A 17,733-nucleotide genomic window follows, 5' to 3' on the forward strand; every position below is an offset into this window, starting at 1 on the left:
CAATCTCACCCGAACCAAGGATCCGGCCGGCCCAAGGTCACGTGAATGCCCTTGAACTGCGAATATTCATCGAAGCCGTAGCGGCCGAGCTCCCGCCCGAGACCACTCTTCTTGTAACCGCCGATTGGCAGTTCAGGCGCACCGTCGATGACGCTGTTGATCCAGCAGCGCCCGGCCCGGATACGGCGGATGCTCTGAAGTGCGTTTTCAAGATTGGTGGACCAGACGCTGGCCGAAAGACCGAATTCCGATGCGTTGGCGAGCGCGACAGCCTCATCTGCCGTCTTGAAGGTCAAGGTCGATAGGACCGGCCCGAAAATCTCCTCGCGGGCAATCGACATGTCGGCGGTGACACCGGAAAAGATTGTCGGCGCATAATAGAGCCCGGCGCCCTCGCCGGCCCTCGATCCACCGAGCAGCAGTTCGGCGCCGGCAGCCTGCCCGGCCTCCACATAGGAGTGCACCTTGGCAGCATGCGTTTCCGAGATCATCGCACCGATCTTCGTGCGCTCGTTCAGCGGATCGCCGAAGGTGACTTTGCGGGAAATTTCGAGCAGGCGATCGAGCAACGCGTCGCGGATGCCTTCCTGTACGAGGAGGCGGCTGCCGGAAATGCAGCACTGGCCGGCATTGTGATAGACGCCGTAGGCGATACCATCGGCAGCCGCCTCGAGGTCCGCATCATTGAAAACGATCTGCGGCCCCTTGCCGCCAAGCTCGAGACCGACGCGCTTGACGCTACGAGCGGCGATTTCGCCAAGTTTGACGCCGACGCGGCCAGAACCGGTAAAGGCGATCATGTCCGTGCCCGGGTCCTCGGCGAGGACTTGGCCCGCCGGGTCACCGTATCCCGTGACGACATTGAAAACGCCATCGGGGATACCGGCCTCGCGGGCGAGCTCCGCCATGCGGATTGAGGTGCCGGAGGTAAATTCCGATGGCTTCAACACGACCGTACAGCCACCGCCGATCGCCCACGGCACACGCTCGGATGCAATAATGAATGGGAAATTCCAGGGCGTGATGATACCGACAACACCGACCGGCTCCCGCAGCACGAGGCCAAGACGGTTATCGCCGATATTGTTGTGCGTCTGGCCTTCCAGTGCGCGCGCCTGCCCGGCCGCATAGGACCAGAGATCGGCGCAAAAGGTGATTTCGCCGCGAGCCTGGGCGATCGGTTTTCCAACCTCCAGACTTTCGATCAGGGCGAGTTCTTCGACATTGGCCAGAATGCGTTCCGCCGTCTTGAACATGAGGCGTGAGCGCTCGGCGCCAGACATGCGTGGCCATGGACCGTTGTCGAAGGCGCGGCGGGCAGCAGCAATCGCCAAGCGAACATCATCGGCGGAAGCCTCCGGCCAGGTTCCGACGACGACGCCGGCATGCCCCGGGCTCACACGGTCGATGGTTTTTCCCGATGCCGCATCAACCGACTTGCCGTCGACAAGCATCTTGTAGCGGGATTTACTCTGCAGACGCGGATCACTAGAATCTGGGCTTATGAAATTGGAATGTATCGTCATCAACTGACCGGGATTTTCACGTCCCGGCTCCTCCATCCTGGCTTGGCGCTTCGAGCGCCGCGCTTGTGCTGTCGTCAAGTTGTATGGTACTGTATGGTGGCTAAAAACGAATGTCAACGAGACCGCGGTGGCGAAAAGCATGAACCTTGAAACTTTGAAGATTGATCCGTTGAAGATCGAGACCGGGGAGACGACGGCTGCTCAGGTCGAGCGTGATTTGCGCGAGGCGATCATCCGCCTCGAGCTGGCGCCAGGCTCCCGCCTGTCCGAACAGGAAATCGCCTCCCGTCTCGGCGTGTCCCGGCAGCCCGTGCGCGAGGCACTGATTGCGCTTGGAAAATCAAAGCTGGTCGAAATCCGCCCCAATCGCGGCACCGTTGTCGTTCGTATCTCGGCGCGCCAAATGATGGAGGCCCGTTTCGTCCGCGAGGCAATCGAGGTGGCTGTCGCCCGGCGCGCGAGCGAAAGCTTCGATACGTGGACGCGCCGGAAGATCGACAGCATTCTCGAACGGCAGCGTATGGCCATGTCAGACCATGATCACAACGCCTTCCGCCGGGAAGACGAGCAATTTCATATCGCCATTGCCGAGGGCGCCGGCTGCGGTCTCGCCTGGAATGCGATTTCAGACATCAAGGCGCATATGGATAGGGTGTGCAATCTGCAGCTCCGCAACCCCGCTTCCATGAACAATCTCATCGAACAACACGAAAAGATCGTTGTCGCCATCGACGCTCGAAATGCCGATGCCGCCGCCGACGCCATGCGCGCTCACCTGAACGGCATCCTCAATGATCTGCCGCAGATTGAAGCGGATAACCGCGAATTGTTCGAATAGCGGCGCTATGACTTGGCGTTGCATTAAACCGGCTTAAGGGTGGACTTGGTAGCAGGTTAGCCCCTCGCCCTCAGAGCAAACGTATTGGTTCGGCCAGTTCTCGCAACCCTGACGTTGCTAAATCTGCGTTCGACGTCGCTGACCGTTTATTTCCGCTGTGGTAGCAGCCGGATCGGCATCAACCCGAGGAAAATTGCGCGGTTCAGCGGCCGCGTCCACCGCCACCCCGGCCACCGCCACCCCGTATAACTGCTCCTCCGCCGCCACGGCCGCCGCCGCCGTAAAAGCCACCATTGCCCCTGCCTCCACCTTGAAAGCCACCACGGTCGAAGTTGTGGAAGTTTCCGCCGGTTTGCGGGGAGCGCCGGCCATAGTTGCGGTTAAGTTCGTACTGATTACCGAACTGTCGGCCGTTCCGGTCAAAATTGAGATGGTCGGGGGCGCGCTGCTGATTGCGTCGCACCGCTGGACTGTCGCGCAGGTTCTGCCCACGTTGCGCCGCTTGCGGTCGCTTTATACCGTCACGCTGCCCCGCATTCTTGAGATTTTCTCCATCCGGGCGCTGAACCGGTTTCCAGCCGTCGGGCGAGTGCTTTTGCCATTGTCCGTCCTGGCGGCGATAAACATTGCCATCCCGCCCGGCATAGACATCGCCGCCCTTGCTTCCGACAAGAAAGCCCTTATCGCCTTCCGTGTTGCGCCAGCGCAGGCCGCCTGCACTACCCGTGGAACCGCCGCTGATACGCGCGAATTCGCCACCGTGCTTGACGGAAACACTGCCCCAGGAACCATAGACGTTCTGACCTCCTCGCGCAGCAAAAGCGTTGCCCGTGCGTGGATTGTAGGCCGAAATGAACCCCCGCTGCCCGCTCGGTCCGGCGACCGCACCGGCGCGAACATGGGTTCCGGTTCTCGGATTGTATGCAGAACCGGCAACCAAGCCCCGTTCCGGCCCGTAGGCATAGCCGTAGCGCCCGAAAGTCCCGTAGGCGGGGTTGTAGTAGGCGCCCACTCCATAGCTGATCGGCGGGGGGTAAGGCGTCCAGTTGCCGTCGTAATCATCGTCCCAATAGGGCGGATAATACCAGCCTGATCCCCACACGAGGGTGTCCCAAGCCAGGTAGGCGCCGAGATAGCCGAGCGTGTACCCATACCAGATGGCATCCGGTTCTGCTTCGTAAATGCGGACATAGGTGGCGTTGTAGACCGGCGACGACGGGGGAATCGTGTAGATTTCTTCGGCGACGGTATGTGCGACCGCGAAAGGTCCGCTGGGCGCGTCTCCAACAAACCAGATGCCGTCCTTGAGCACAAAGTACTTGTCCGAGACTTTGATCACCTGTTCGTTCGCATTGATTGCATAGAACATGGACGTGCCTTCGATCGGCTCGAATACCGGTTCCCCGCTGTAACTTACCTCTACTTTGACCGATCCGTCGGTCAATACGCGCGCCATTCTGGGAATGCTGGCTTTCAGGCGCGCCTCCGCGCTCTCCGAGGTTCCTGGGATCGAAGCCCGCACCGCCGCATAGGACGTATCGTCAGGTATGGCTAGGAAGCCGGCGGGCAATTTGGTTGTCGCAAACGCCCACGGACCGTCGAGCGACGTCGCCGAAAACCATCGCCCGGAAAGAAGCGTATACCAGGTCTTGCTTGCCGTGTGATAGAAGATCGCTCCCGTCGAATTCGATACCCATTCGAGACCTGTGCCCGGTACCGCCTCAAGGACTGGCTGCCCCTCGAAAATCATCAGTTCTGCCGGCGTGTCTGAATAAAATACCTTTGGCACCGAATTCTCGGAGAAACGGACCGGCGGAAGCGCTGCTCTCGCGTCTTTCCAGTTCTCGTCGGCCGGCAGCTTGGAAATTAGATCCGGAACCGTGTCAGCCTCGACCCAGCCGCTCTCTAGAGCGGTTGATGTCAGCCAGTTCTTCTCGTCCCGGAGGTAGTAGGCGCCAGTCGCGTCGATCTTAAAAAGGTCCCAATTGGTATTGGCAACAAAGGAAAGCCCCTCTACGCCTTTCACCGGGGCCGAAACCGCCTTGCCGTTGGTCTGAACCAAGACCGCCGACGTTTCACTCGTGAAGATCGGCGGTGGATCCGCCTTGATGTCGGGGATGTTGGCCAGCCTTTTGTAATCCGCGATGCTCGCCGTCAACCGCTCCTGCGAAACGACACTAGGGTCCGTCGGCATCAGGGCTCCAACCTGGAGAGTAAGGTCCGATAGCTGCTTGCGGTCCAGCGTTGAAAAGTCCAAGCGCGTGGTCTTAATATCGCTCAACGTGACATTCCCGGCGTCATCATCGGCAACCGTATTGGCTGTGACACCAATAATGCCGTAAACTGGCTTCGCTTCAGCTGGCAGCTTGAGTTCGGTGGCAATAAGTGCGGCAAGCCGGCGGAAATCGGCCCACTCGGTTATCTGCGGTTGAAAAAGCGTAACCGTTGCCCCGGATTGCGTGTTGAAGACCCTCGGCCAGGCAGGAGCATCGGATTCCGACTGGTTGAGGTACTTGCCGGCGACAAAACCATTCTCTCCGGAATAGCTTACCGCACACCATGACGCCTGGCTATCGCACTCCTTGATATCGACTTCCTCGCCCTGCGGAATGATCCGCATCGCGCTAAAGCCGGTACCGGGACCCGTTCTGAAATTCACATTTGCGGTCAGCACCGCGGGATCTGCGAACGCTGAGGTCGAGAAAAATGAGGCAATCGTAAGATAGGCGAAAATTCTACGCATGATTGTCCCCCTAAACGAACCGAGCGGCACGAGAACCCTGGTTTCAGAGTAATCGGTGTCTGTGTGCGTTTGGACGTATGATACCGGATCATACGACTATCTGATTGACACTATGGGCCTTGAGCGTTTCGGCGCCCATCGCGCCTAATCCTATTTTGATGCGCTTTCGACGTTCCACCGGCGCCTTTTGATCAGATGCCGGCACCAAGTGCTGCAGTCGCATGGCGAAGAATACAACGCACACCGGCATCCCCCCAATTGTTTCAATAGTTTTAGACGTTTTTTCGATTTCTGGTGCTCGCAGATCGCAAACGTGTCGGCGTCCTGCCACTCCACGGCGAATATGCAGCGCGCAGCTAAATCCGCGTACTCTGTTCCAATTCTCGGCTAGACTGGGCAAAGTGACCCTATCCCAGCTATACGCGACTCCGCTGAACGGTTGGCCCTACCGACAGGCCACATGTGAAAACAGATTTGGATTACCGTAACATACGTCCTCATTCCCACCACGCCATGTAAATTCTTGCTCATCGACGTAACTCGCTTCCGTGCGAAAACGAGGGCAAAAAGTTGACACGTAAGGTTCTTTTCGCAGCGTTTGTCTTCTCGACACTCAACTTTGCAGCGCCCGCGCTTGCACAGACACTAAGCTACGCAGACGCCGTCACGAAACTCGCGGACGACTGCGGTTCTGATATCAAAAAGCTATGCAGAGGTTTGAACCTTGGCAGCGGTAGAATTGCTGCGTGCCTGCAGCAGAACTCGGACCGGGTTTCGCCGACATGCAAGGGGACGATCGCTGATGTGTTCCAATCGATCACCAAGCGCGAGCATGCCCAAACTTCATATGAAAAAGTGTGTCAGCGGGATATGATCAAGAGTTGCGGCGGTGTCGAGGGAGATGGCTTTATCCTCAATTGCCTGATCAAGAAAAAGCGGGTCAGTGAAGAATGCAGTCAGGTGCTTACCGATGCGGGATGGAGATAAGCCGATGCGCCAGGCTCTTTCAAAAATACTGTTCCTTGTCGCCGCCACATTTCTCACCCCAGCGGCTGCATTGAGCCAGGAGGTATCCCAAGAGCGGATTGTCGAAGGGCTCGGCAAACTGACCATGGCTGCGCCGGCGATAGACCTAGAGATTCTTCGGCAGGAGGCAATCGACGGCCGGGACCAACCAATGTCGGCGCTTCCCAACTGGAGGAAAATCGCCAAACTACCCCAGATGGTCGTCGAAATAAATTTCGAAAACGATTCAGTCGCCATCGATCCAAAATCGTATCGCACGCTTGGGCTCCTTGCCGATGCGCTGCACCATCCGAACTTGTGGGATTACAAGTTCCTCGTTGTCGGTCATGCCAGCTCTACAGGGAATGAGAAACACAATCTCGAACTGAGCGATCAGCGCGCAGCCGCGATAAAGGAAGCATTGGCAACCACATTCGCCGTCGGCCCAAAACGCCTCTATTCCATCGGCGTGGGAGAATACCTTCCTATCCCTGGGTCCGACAATGCCGCCTCAAGCAACAGGCGTGTACAACTTATCAATCTGGGCGTATTCCAGAAGTAGATATGGTTCGGAAGGTGCCGCGTCGCCATAGTAACCCAGATGTAAAACCACTTTGCGGCTGAAGCTTGCTTCAGTGTGCTTTCGGACGGAACAGCTGTTCAATATCACAATGCCTCGGCTTCTGAAGCCAGTACCCTAACGGACCAATGCTGGCGATGCGCGCCGGACGATCGAGGCGCTCGGTATAGCCACCATGCCGACGCACACGGCATCGCCCGGGATATCGTCAGCAGCTTGAACGGCTTATCGCACACTTTTCTGCAAATCCGCCCCATCGGCAAGAATGGCGGCCGCTTCGTTAAGCAGGACATCCTTGGCATTCTTACGGGCGTTTTCGATTGCAATATCGGCGCTCAGGCTGCGTTCATTTGCTTGCAGCCCATCATCTGCATCGAGGTTCACACCATCATTGATTTCCGGTCTTGCCTTGAAACGCTTTGCCTGAGCAGCCAGTTCGTTCCGGCGTTCGGTTAGGTTGAGGGAAACAACACTTTTCTCGCGCTGGGCTTTCAATTCGGCAATATCTTCAACGAAGCGCTGAAAATCCTGATCGTTGCGAACGCGGGCATCGTGGCGGGTTTGCAGTTGCGGTAGCACAGCTGATAAATTTCCGGCCGGTACATATTTCGCAGGTTTGATCTGCTGCCATGGCAGTGCATTATCGTAGCTTGCTTCACCAAAGCTCTTCGGGTCCGAAAAACCCGGAAGATTGATATCCGGGGTCACGCCGCGCAGCTGGGTTGTCCCGCCGTTTACCCGGAAAAACTGAGCGATCGTTAATTTCATCTCGCCAAATTTCGGTTTGCTGTTGTTCGCCGTCTTGTCAAGATTGACCACAGTTTGCACGGTGCCCTTGCCAAAACTGGGCTCGCCGACGATCACGCCGCGGCCGTAGTCCTGAATCGCTGCGGCGAAAATCTCAGAGGCGGATGCCGAACCGCGATTGATCAAAACACCAACCGGACCTGTCCATGCAGGCTTGGAGAAATTATTGCTCCCCACCTCCACCTTGCCATTGGCACCGCGTTGCTGAACCACCGGACCTTTCCCGACGAAGAGCCCGGTGACTTCAATTGCTTGGGTCAATGACCCGCCGCCATTATTGCGCAGATCGACAACAACGCCATCGACACGGTCCTGCTTCAGTTCGTCAAGAAGCTCTCCAACATCGCGGCTGGCACTTCTATAATCGGGGTCGCCTTTTCGCCGCGATTCGAAATCCTCATAAAATGCCGGCAGAGTGATCACTCCGATTTTGCGCTGCGTGCCGCCATCCTTTACGAATAAAATGGATTTTCTCGCGGCCTGTTTTTCAAGACTTATCTTATCGCGCGTAAGAGTGATGACGCGATGGCTGCCGTCTGGTCCTGCATCCGCAGGCAATATTTCCAACCGCACGACGGAGTCTTTTTTACCACGTATCATTTGTACGATTTCATCAAGGCGTGTGCCAACCACTTCCTTGATCGGACCATCCTGGCCTTGTCCGACACCAGTGATACGGTCACCGACCAAGAGTTTTCCGGACAATTGCGCCGGACCGCCCGGGACGAGTTCACGGATCGTGGTGTAGTCGTCACGTTCCTGCAACACTGCCCCAATTCCAACAAGCGAAAGCCTCATGGAAATATCGAACTCAGCCGCAGCCCTCGCGCCTAAATAGTCCGTGTGTGGATCAACCGACCCCGTGTAGGCATCCATGAAAAACTGGAAGACATCCTCGCTCTTATATTTGAAAGCGCGCTCAAGGAAGTTCTGATAGCGTTTGTCTAGCGTATCACGAATGGCGACATCTGATTTTCCCGCCAGTTTCAGCCGAAGCCAATCGCTCTTGACACGTTTGCGCCAAAGATCGTCGCTTTCTGCCACCGATTGCGGCCAAGGAGTATCATCGCGCAACACCGAGTAAACTTCCTGCACACCGAAATCGAAGTTCGATTTGAGCAAGGCGCGTGCATATTTCATACGCTCGACGATGCGCTGTTCGAACACGTTGAAAATGGAAAACGGGATTCGCAAGTCTTGCCGTTTAATCGCATCGTCAATATTGGCGCTGTCAACCGTGAACCTGTCGATGTCTGCCTGGAGGAACATCATCCGTTCCGGATCCAGAGACTTGATGAATCGAGTCATAATCTTGGCAGATAAGGCGTCATCAAGTGGTATTGGCCTGTAACCGAAACGCGTGAGAAATTGCGCACTTAAGCGAGCAGCTTGCGCCTGTTGCTGCAGCGGCTCCAAAACGGGCGGCAGCCCAGCCTCCAGAGCATATGCCGATGGCGCGATTGCCAGAAAAATTGAAAGCAGGCCATAACGTATGCGCATTCAGCTGTGATCCAGTTCTTGATATGGCGCCATTGATGATCGCCGTATGGGGGGATTTGGCTCTTTGACAACATAAAGAGATGCGCTGCCTTCTTTCACCATCCCTGTTTGCAATCAATTCTGAAGAGCCACATTCCTTCCATCAATTCAATATCTCGTGACGGGCCGGCCATCCAAGACAATCGCGTGGATCGGACCGTGGCGGCAATAGCATGTGCCGCCGCTACACAGGCCATTTGTTACGGCCTGGCGGGGCCAGGATACGGATGGCCCTTGGAACGCACAACCCGCGAACCAACGGTTATCGGCCGGCAAAACTGTGAAACGGGAGTGGACCCCAAAAATAAACATGATAATTACAATCCAGTAATAATGCATATTTCCAGAGCCGATGCTCTTTCGAGCCTGGCAGCAACCAGGATGAACCGATGAGTACCGGTAGAGACGATATGCGCCAATACTCCCATTGGATCGAACCTGACTTGCTTGGACTGGGACCATGATCGACGTTGAAACACGCCACGCGGTCTACATCGCCAACCGAACGGCATTAATTGCCTATGCCATGCGCATTCTCGGATCACGGGAGGTGGCGGAGGACGTCGTACAAGATGCCTTCCTGCGGTTCGCCCCGGCCAACAGAAATACCGGCACTCCAGCAGAAACACTTGCTTATCTCTATAAAATCGTCCGCAATCTTTGCTTCGATTTTCTCAAGCGTCAAAAAATCGAGATCCGCGAAAAGCAGACCGAACCACCGTTTTGGTCGATACCGACCACAGCGCCCACACCGGAAGACTTTGTTGTTGTCGCGGATGAAGTAAAACAGATCGCGCGGGTTCTGAGCGACCTTCCAGCCGATATCCGCATCGCCCTCGAGATGCACCGGTTCGGAGGTTACAATCTGGAAGAAATCGCCGCGTATCTGGACATCTCGGTTGCAACCGCCCATCGCCATGTGCGCACGGCCATGTTGCGGGTGGCAACCATGTTGATGGCGAATGCATCGTAGAATACCGCAATGCGAGTGAAAAAAAATCGGCCGCAGTTCGTCTTTGTAGAATAGGGGATAATTCGGTTAGAAAATGTCCCAAAGGACATGGCCCGAGCGGCGCAGGAAGTATTTTGAACCAGGACAACCACATATCGCCAGGGATACTGGAAGAAGCCATGGGTTGGTTTCTCGATCTCAAGGATCGGCCGAACTGTCCGCAGACGCACCAGGACTTTCAGGTTTGGATTTCCCGTTCGCCGGAGCACGAACGCGCCTTTGAACAGGCGTTGAAGACCTGGAGACTGCTGGGTGAAGGCGCGCCAGCCTATGAGCACCTCTGGAAGCCGAAAGCTCTCACCGCAGCATCCGTGCCGGTACGCCGTACATGGAAAAGGACCGTCGCCGGGGCGACGCTGGCGCTTGCAGCCTGTGCAGTCGCCCTTCTTGCCGGCCCTTCCGTCCTTCTGCGGCTAAGAGCCGATCACGTAACGGAGACAGCCGAGAGCCGAACGCTTAGGCTCGAGGATGGAACCGTCATCCAGATGGGCGGCGACAGCGCCATTACGACCGAGATCACTGCATCCGTCCGGCGCGTGACACTCTTGTCCGGCGAGGCCTTCTTCGATGTCGCCCATGATGAACGCCGCCCCTTTACGGTCGATGCCGGCGGGGTTTCCGTTGCCGTCCTCGGAACGGCTTTCGACGTGCAATTGGGAGGGCATGAAACAACAGTCGAATTGGCGCGCGGCACCGTGGCCGTTTCCTACGGCGAACGGGACCACAAACAGAACTTCGAGATGGCGCCCGGTGAAATGGCGGCGGTCGACCGCGATACAGGCACCGTAACGCGCGGGACCATTGCGCCGGAGGAAATCGGCGCCTGGCGAACTGGAAAGATGTTTATCAACGACGTCACGATCGCCGTCGCGACCGAACGGCTGCAGCGATATCATCCGGCCTGGATCAGCGTGCCTGACGCGGCGCTGGCCGGCCAGAGAGTGACCGGGCTCTACGATCTCGACAATCCCGACAGAGCTCTTGAGGCCATGGTGAAGCCGTTTGGCGGCAGGATTTGGGAGGCAACGCCCTATGGGCGCGTGCTGACCAGATTCTAAGCTGACAAAAATAATCAGCAAAAATGCGGACAGGGTGAAAAAAAATCCGCAGCTGGTCGTCTTTGGTGGGAAGCGCACGCTGGGGCAGTGCGCAGCAAACCGAGACGGGGTCAAGATGGGTTCGCCGAAATGCCGGAATGGAAATGTAATCTCGCAAACAGGAAGCCGTCGTGCCATCGGCTTGCGCCTGCTTGCCACAACGGCGATCGTCGGACTGTCGGCCCTTGCCGTGGGCTCTCTGAATAGCGCGTCCGCTCAAGAGAGAACCGCGCGCATCAGCAATGCCCGTACATTCAACATCCCCTCCCAATCGCTGGCCAGCGCCCTGAATGCCTTCGGCCGGCAATCCGGCCTGCAGGTAACGCTTGCCGCTTCCACCTCACGGGGCGTCCAGTCAAACGCCGTCAACGGGACGCTTGAGCCGCGACAAGCGCTGGCGCAGCTCCTATCCGGCACAGGCATAACCTATGAGATTTCCGGTGGGACAGCGGTCATCGGATCGGCAACTTCGACTGCCGGTGGCACGGACGGAGGGGTGAGTGTTGCCGGTGCCACGGCACTCGACCCGATCTCCGTTTTCGGCGGCAACGGCCGTCTTGGGGCCGGCGAAATCCAGATTTCGGCTGAAGACCTTGAGCAGAAGAATCCCGCCAATATCGCCGACGTCTTTGCCGGCGAGCCGGGCATTTCCGTCGGAAGCTCCCTGCCGATGGCACAGAAGGTCTATGTCCATGGCATCGAGGAAACCAATCTCGCGGTAACAGTCGACGGCAGCCGCCAGAACAACAAGGTTTTCCATCATAGCGGAACCAACCTGATCGATCCCAGCCTGCTCAAGGCTGTCGGCGTCGATGCTGGTGTCGCACCGGCAGATGCCGGTCCAGGTGCGCTCGGCGGTGCGATTGCCTATGAGACCAAGGACGCCCGCGACCTCCTGGACGGCGACGGCCTCGGCGGGTTCGTCACCTCGAGCTATAATTTCAACAGCGATACGGTCACCACCGGCCTTGCCGCCTACGGCCTGCACGACGGGCTGGAATTCCTCGGCGCCTTCAATTTTGGCGAAGGCAATGACTTCAAGGCGGGCAACGGCATTGATGTCGAAGGAACCAGCACCGATATCCTGAGCGGCCTCGGAAAGCTGGCCTACGAATTCGAGAGCGGCGACCGGGTGGAAATCAGCCACGAGCGTGTGCACGACGATGCACCGCGGCCCTACCGCGCCAATACCGGGTTCATTGATGGCCGTCCGCCATGGGAACCGCGGGTTCGCGACTATACACTCGACCGCCAGAACACCGTATTTACCTACACGGACAGCACGCCAGAAGGCTGGTGGGATCCGAAGCTCGTGCTTGCCTACAGTAAGACGGAGCTGGAAATTCCGGTCTTTCTGCCCCCACGGTTGGCCCTCCCGCCCTATGACGCCGTGGGCACCACGGAAAGCTTCAATGGCAAGTTCGAAAACAAATTTTCCTTCGACATGGGCAACGTCGTCGCGGGTGTGGATTTCTACAACGACAAGGCGGAACTCGAGGACCAGTTCGATCCGGGCACCGAAAAATCCCGCAATGTCGGCATCTATGCGCAGGCCCGCATCGAACCGTGGGAAAGAACGCGGCTTTCCTTTGGCGGACGCGGCGATACCCAGAAATTCACCGGTACGACCGGCGAGGAATGGAACAACTCTGGCTTCAGCGGTAACGTCTCGGGCGAGTACGATCTCATTGAGGACGTCCTCATCGCAAAAGGCGGCTATTCGCATGTCTGGGGTGGCGTTCCGCTTGCGGAAAACTTCATCGTCAATCCCAACTGGGATTATGGCAGCGGTCCCGAACCTGTGACCGCCGACAACTACAATGTAGGGCTGGAAGCCAACTATAACGACTTCACGATCGAAGGAAGCATCTTCCAGACCAATCTCGATGACGCCCGCTCGCCGCGTTACTCCCTTCCCGCCGGCGACCCGAACCTGCCTGCCATCAGGATGCAGGACGTTCGCTCAAGAGGATTTGAAATTGGCGGCGGGTACAGTTGGGGTGACGGCAATTTCAAGGTGAAGTACGCAAATATCGACGTTGAGATCAACGGCCAGCCGGCTGATTCCGATCTCGGCACCTATCTGGCTGCACCGGCCGGCGAAATCATCACGCTACAGGCGATCCATACGTTTACCGACTGGGGCGTGACGGTTGGGGCCGATGCCGAAATTGCGCTCGATTATGATGACGTCGCGGCCGGCAGCAAACCGTTTGACGGCTACGAGGTCTTCAACGCCTTCGTCGAATACAGGCCGCCGGCCCGGCCGAACCTGACGTTCCGCGCCGATCTGAAAAACATCTTCGACGAAACCTATTCCGATCGCGCCACGTACGGACAGGAATTCGGAACTGTCACCCCGCTCTACGAACAAGGCCGCGCCTTCATCCTGACGGCTAAGGCAACGTTCTGATCATCTCGATCTGAATGCCCGACAACGCGGGCACAGACTACAGGGAGCGGGGTGAGCCCCCGCTTTCTGCGACCAAAAAGCTGAAAACAGGAATTCCGATGCGAGAAGCGACAACCCGTTTTGCGACGGAAAATGGCCAGAAATATCTGACCCAGCTCTGCAAGCATTTCGCCCACAAGATCGACGTCACTCAGTCAGGGGATCAAGGTGAACTCAGGTTTTCATGCGGAACCGGATATCTCAAAGCGAAGTCCGATGGATTGCATATCCGCGTGCTTTCCCCTGACGACACCAACCTGAACGATACGAAATCCGTCATCGAGGATCATCTCCTGCGGTTTGCATTCCGAGAAAATGCCGGCCCGCTCGTTTGGTATCCGGTCGGCTCGGCGACAGTCAATTTCTTGGAAGACAAAGATGATCAGGATTAAAACTACATCCCTCGCAGGACTTCTGGTGTTCGCCTTTGCAGGCAACGCCATCGCCGCCGATCTCGAGACGGCGAAAGGCCCGGTCTCGATCGCGGCGACACCGGCCAAAATAGCCGTGTTCGACATCGCAGCGATCGATACGCTGGATAGCCTCGGCATCAAGATCGCCGGCCTTCCATCCAATCTTTATTTGCCGGAACTGGCGCATCTGAAGGACGGATCGACGGTCGTCGGCGACATTTTCGAACCCAATCTCGAGGCCTTGAGCGAGCTGCAGCCAGATCTCATCATCCTTGGAGGGCGATCCTCGCCACAGGTCGAAGCGACGTCGCAGGTCGCGCCGACAATCGACATGACCATGGATGGCGATGATCTTCTGAAGCAGGCAAAAACGCGGCTGTCGAGCTATGGGGCGCTGTTTGGCAGGCAGGCGGAAGCTGAGACCACCGCAAAGGCGCTGGACGCTGTGGTCGACAAAGCCCGCGCCGCCGTTACCGGCAAGGGCAAGGCGCTAATCATCATGACCAATGGCCCGAAGGTGACTGCCTATGGACCGGGATCGCGCTTCGGCTGGGTGCACGCGGCACTCGGCCTGCCGGCGGCGGTCCCGGATGTCGAGGCGGCAACCCATGGCGAAACGGTATCGTTTGAATTCATCCGCAATGCCAATCCGGACTGGCTTCTCGTTCTCGACCGAGCCGCCGCGATCGGATCGAAAGACCAGAACGCCAAGGCAACGCTGGACAACGAACTGGTGAAAGAAACCACGGCCTGGAAAAAGGGCCAGGTTATCTACCTGCCGGCCGGGGATTTCTACATCGCAGCCGGTGGTATCCAGGCGATGAGCCGGGTATTCACAGTCATCACCGGCGCATACTCCAAGGCGCAATGACCGTAGGACAGACAACAAAACATAATCTGGCAAAACTGGCCGCTTGTGCGGCCTTTGGCGTGCTTGTGACCTTGAGTATCTTCATCGGTGCCGGAGAGTTTTCGCCGTCGCGGGTCTTCGCCGATCCGGACGCGATCCAGCTGCTTTTCGCCAGCCGCCTGCCGAGAACGATTGCGGCAGTGCTGACCGGAGCTGCACTCGCCATTGCCGGCCTCATCATGCAGGCCATGGTGCGCAATCGTTTCGTCGAGCCTTCGACCGCCGGAACGGCGCAGAGTGCCGCCCTCGGCATCCTGATCATGACGCTTGCTTTTCCGGCAGCAACGCTCGCCGTGAAAATGCTGGCCGCCAGCATTCTCGCCCTGCTCGGCACTTCACTGTTCATGATGACCGCCCACCGGCTGCCGCCGACACAGCCCTATCTCGTGCCGCTCTTCGGCCTCGTATACGGCGGCGTGATCGGGTCGGTTGTGACGTTCGTCGGCTGGCAGACGGATCTCTTGCAGTTCGTCGATATCTGGACCAATGGCGAGTTTTCCGGCGTCGTGCGCGGACGCTACGAACTGCTCTGGGGAACTGCGATCATGGTGGCTATCGCCTGGTGGGCCGCCGACCGGCTGACGGTGCTTTCGCTTGGCCGGGATGTGAGCATCGGGCTCGGCCTCAGTTATCAGCGTACGCTGCAGCTGGGGCTGGTCATCGTATCGGTCATCTCGGCGCTGACGGTAGTGATCGTCGGGATCATCCCGTTTGTCGGCCTTGTCGTGCCCAATCTAGTGTCGCGCCTGATGGGTGACAACCTGCGCGGTACGATCCCGTGGGTGGCGCTGAGTGGCGGCACTCTGGTGCTTGGTTGCGACGTGCTCGGGCGCGTGCTGCGTTATCCCTACGAAATCCCTGTCGCAACGGTCATGGGCGTCGTCGGCGCTTTCCTGTTCCTGCGGCTGATGTTCAGCCGGGCGGCACATGTCTGATCGCCGGTTGATTCTGCTCACGGCCATTGCGCTCCTCGCCGTGTTTGCCTTCATGACCGTCGGGCTCAGGGGCAATATCGCGTTTGTGCTGCAATTGCGGGGACTGAAGCTGCTGGCACTGGTGCAGGTTGCCGTTTCGATTTCCCTATCGACGATACTGTTCCAGACGGTGACGGCAAATCGCATCCTGACGCCATCGATCATGGGGCTCGATGCTCTTTATCTTTTCGGTCAGACGGCATTGGTCTTTTCGCTTGGCGGCATCGGTTATATCAGCCTGAACGGCAACATGAAGTTTGGCGCCGAAGTGCTGCTGATGATCGTCCTTGCGATGCTTTTGTTGTGGCCACTGCTGAGATCGCGAATGGATATGAACCTGATGCTGTTGATGGGCGTCACGCTGGGTCTCCTCTTTCGAAGCCTGTCGATCCTTCTGTCCCGGATGCTCGATCCCAATGCCTTTGCCGTGGTGCAGACAGCGAGCTTTGCAAACTTCAACACGCTGCGGCCCGACCTCACCATCCTGGCAACGATTGCGACCCTGAGTGCCGCCGTTCTCTGTTGGCGCGCACGGCATGTGCTCGACATTATCGGGTTGGGGCGTGAGACCGCCATCGGTCTCGGGGTCAACTGGGCGAAGGCCGCCGCCAGCCTGCTGTTGCTCGTTGCCTTGCTTGTCGCCGTCTCGACGGCACTCGTCGGGCCGGTGGCGTTCTTCGGATTACTGGTCGCGGCACTTGCCGAACGCCTGATGCGGACCCAGCGCCACACCCTGCTTCTGCCCACCGCAACTCTGATTGCCATCATCATTCTCGTCGGCGGGCAGGCAATGCTGCAGCACGGCCTCGGCGGCGCCTCGACGCTTGGCGTGGTGATCGAATTCGTCGGCGGCCTTGTCTTTCTGCTATTGCTAGTCACCGGAAGCCGGAAATGATCCAGATTGAGAATGTCTCGCTATCCTATCGTGATGCGCCGATCCTGCGCGATATCAACCTGTCCTTGCCGAAGGGCGGCATCACGGCACTGGTCGGGCCAAACGGCGCCGGAAAATCCAGCCTGTTTTCGCTGATCGCGCGGTTGCAGCCGCTTCAGGCAGGCCGGATCGTGATCGACGGGTTGCCTGTCGATACCACGCCCAGCCGCATCCTTGCGCAGCGCCTCGCCATCCTTCGCCAGGACGGCGCCGTTGCCAGCCGTCTCACCGTCCGCGAAATGGTCGGCTTCGGCCGTTTTCCGCACCATTATGGGCGGCCGGACAACAACGATCTCGCACTGGTCGATGCGGCTCTGGCACAGTTCGAACTCCAATCACTCGCTGATCGGTTCATCGACACGCTATCCGGCGGCCAGAGACAACGTGCCATGGTCGCGATGACCTTCTGCCAGGGAACGGACTATCTTCTGCTAGACGAGCCGTTGAACAACCTCGACATGTTCCATGCCCGGCAATTGATGCGCTCGCTGCGGACGATTGTCGACGAAAAGCAGCGTACCGCCATCATCGTTCTACACGACATCAATCAAGCGGCAGCCTACGCGGATCGCATCGTCGCACTTCGTGATGGACGGGTAATCGCCGACGGCACGCCGGACGAGGTTTTGACCAAAGACAATCTCGAGGCGATTTTTGGTTACCGTATGCAGACAAGGCAGATCAACGGTAAATCGATAATTTTGCATCACCTTTAACAGGCTTAAGTTGCCACTTAGAGGAACAACAGCGTAAATTAGGCGCGTTGATGGCAAAGGCTGTCTTTCATTGCACGCGGATTCATCTCTGCTTTTTCTCCTCAGATGCCAATTTAGGGAGCCCAGCACGACATATTTCTTGCAAAAACTTCTTTAGACCGAAGATAGGAACCTTGTGTGTACGAAT

The 17,733-nt window shown here is 57.7% G+C and carries 14 protein-coding genes; 11 read left to right on the plus strand and 3 right to left on the minus strand.

From position 1 onward, the window contains the following. Positions 1 to 5: 5 nt before the first annotated feature. Entirely contained in the window at positions 6 to 1,526 is a 1,521-nt protein-coding gene (locus ACSQ3J_RS18730; RefSeq protein ID WP_436039840.1) for an aldehyde dehydrogenase family protein, read from the minus strand. A 139-nt stretch (positions 1,527 to 1,665) separates the two neighbouring features. On the opposite strand from ACSQ3J_RS18730, the gene ACSQ3J_RS18735 reads away from it, so the two are divergent. Next, the gene (locus ACSQ3J_RS18735) at positions 1,666 to 2,364 is read left to right on the plus strand and encodes a GntR family transcriptional regulator (protein WP_060504537.1); all 699 of its coding nucleotides are present in this window, start codon (positions 1,666 to 1,668) and stop codon (positions 2,362 to 2,364) included. 202 nt (positions 2,365 to 2,566) lie between these two features. On the opposite strand, the gene ACSQ3J_RS18740 is transcribed toward ACSQ3J_RS18735, so the two are convergent. Further along, on the minus strand, positions 2,567 to 5,107 hold the full coding sequence (locus tag ACSQ3J_RS18740; protein ID WP_436039842.1) for an SH3 domain-containing protein: 2,541 nt from the start codon (positions 5,105 to 5,107) through the stop codon (positions 2,567 to 2,569). Between the two features lie 570 nt (positions 5,108 to 5,677). Here ACSQ3J_RS18740 and ACSQ3J_RS18745 point away from each other — a divergent pair. Next, complete coding sequence (locus tag ACSQ3J_RS18745; RefSeq protein ID WP_060504538.1) at positions 5,678 to 6,094, plus strand: hypothetical protein; 417 nt, start codon at positions 5,678 to 5,680, stop codon at positions 6,092 to 6,094. Positions 6,095 to 6,098: 4 nt separating this feature from the next. Next, on the plus strand, positions 6,099 to 6,674 hold the full coding sequence (locus ACSQ3J_RS18750) for an OmpA family protein (RefSeq protein ID WP_060504539.1): 576 nt from the start codon (positions 6,099 to 6,101) through the stop codon (positions 6,672 to 6,674). A gap of 243 nt (positions 6,675 to 6,917) precedes the next feature. On the opposite strand, the gene ACSQ3J_RS18755 is transcribed toward ACSQ3J_RS18750, so the two are convergent. Beyond that, positions 6,918 to 8,999 (minus strand): carboxy terminal-processing peptidase, encoded by a 2,082-nt coding sequence (locus tag ACSQ3J_RS18755; protein ID WP_436039845.1) that lies wholly within the window; start codon positions 8,997 to 8,999, stop codon positions 6,918 to 6,920. A gap of 499 nt (positions 9,000 to 9,498) precedes the next feature. Here ACSQ3J_RS18755 and ACSQ3J_RS18760 point away from each other — a divergent pair, with 499 nt between their 5' ends. From ACSQ3J_RS18760 to ACSQ3J_RS18795, 8 genes are all read left to right on the plus strand, one after another. After that, complete coding sequence (locus tag ACSQ3J_RS18760; RefSeq protein ID WP_060504541.1) at positions 9,499 to 10,011, plus strand: RNA polymerase sigma factor; 513 nt, start codon at positions 9,499 to 9,501, stop codon at positions 10,009 to 10,011. A 158-nt stretch (positions 10,012 to 10,169) separates the two neighbouring features. After that, positions 10,170 to 11,108, plus strand: a complete 939-nt coding sequence (locus ACSQ3J_RS18765) for a FecR family protein (protein ID WP_060504542.1) — start codon at positions 10,170 to 10,172, stop codon at positions 11,106 to 11,108. 115 nt (positions 11,109 to 11,223) lie between these two features. Then, positions 11,224 to 13,560 carry a TonB-dependent receptor domain-containing protein gene (locus ACSQ3J_RS18770; protein WP_060504599.1) on the plus strand — a complete coding sequence of 779 codons (2,337 nt, stop codon included), beginning with the start codon at positions 11,224 to 11,226 and terminating at the stop codon, positions 13,558 to 13,560. 14 nt (positions 13,561 to 13,574) lie between these two features. Further along, positions 13,575 to 13,991, plus strand: a complete 417-nt coding sequence (locus ACSQ3J_RS18775; protein WP_244482168.1) for a DUF2218 domain-containing protein — start codon at positions 13,575 to 13,577, stop codon at positions 13,989 to 13,991. Continuing rightward, the gene (locus ACSQ3J_RS18780; RefSeq protein ID WP_060504544.1) at positions 13,978 to 14,883 is read left to right on the plus strand and encodes a siderophore ABC transporter substrate-binding protein; all 906 of its coding nucleotides are present in this window, start codon (positions 13,978 to 13,980) and stop codon (positions 14,881 to 14,883) included. The genes ACSQ3J_RS18775 and ACSQ3J_RS18780 overlap by 14 nt, the downstream gene beginning before the upstream one ends. Further along, positions 14,880 to 15,857 (plus strand): ABC transporter permease, encoded by a 978-nt coding sequence (locus ACSQ3J_RS18785; protein WP_060504545.1) that lies wholly within the window; start codon positions 14,880 to 14,882, stop codon positions 15,855 to 15,857. Before ACSQ3J_RS18780 ends, ACSQ3J_RS18785 begins: the two co-directional genes overlap by 4 nt. After that, a complete protein-coding gene (locus tag ACSQ3J_RS18790) occupies positions 15,850 to 16,791 on the plus strand; it encodes an iron chelate uptake ABC transporter family permease subunit (RefSeq protein ID WP_060504546.1) in 942 nt (313 codons plus the stop codon). Before ACSQ3J_RS18785 ends, ACSQ3J_RS18790 begins: the two co-directional genes overlap by 8 nt. Further along, positions 16,788 to 17,546, plus strand: coding sequence for an iron ABC transporter ATP-binding protein (locus ACSQ3J_RS18795; RefSeq protein WP_060504547.1), 759 nt, complete (start codon positions 16,788 to 16,790; stop codon positions 17,544 to 17,546). Before ACSQ3J_RS18790 ends, ACSQ3J_RS18795 begins: the two co-directional genes overlap by 4 nt. Positions 17,547 to 17,733: the final 187 nt, after the last annotated feature.

This window comes from Rhizobium sp. LjRoot98 (genome assembly GCF_964252935.1).
In the GTDB taxonomy this organism is placed as follows: Bacteria; Pseudomonadota; Alphaproteobacteria; order Rhizobiales; family Rhizobiaceae; genus Pararhizobium.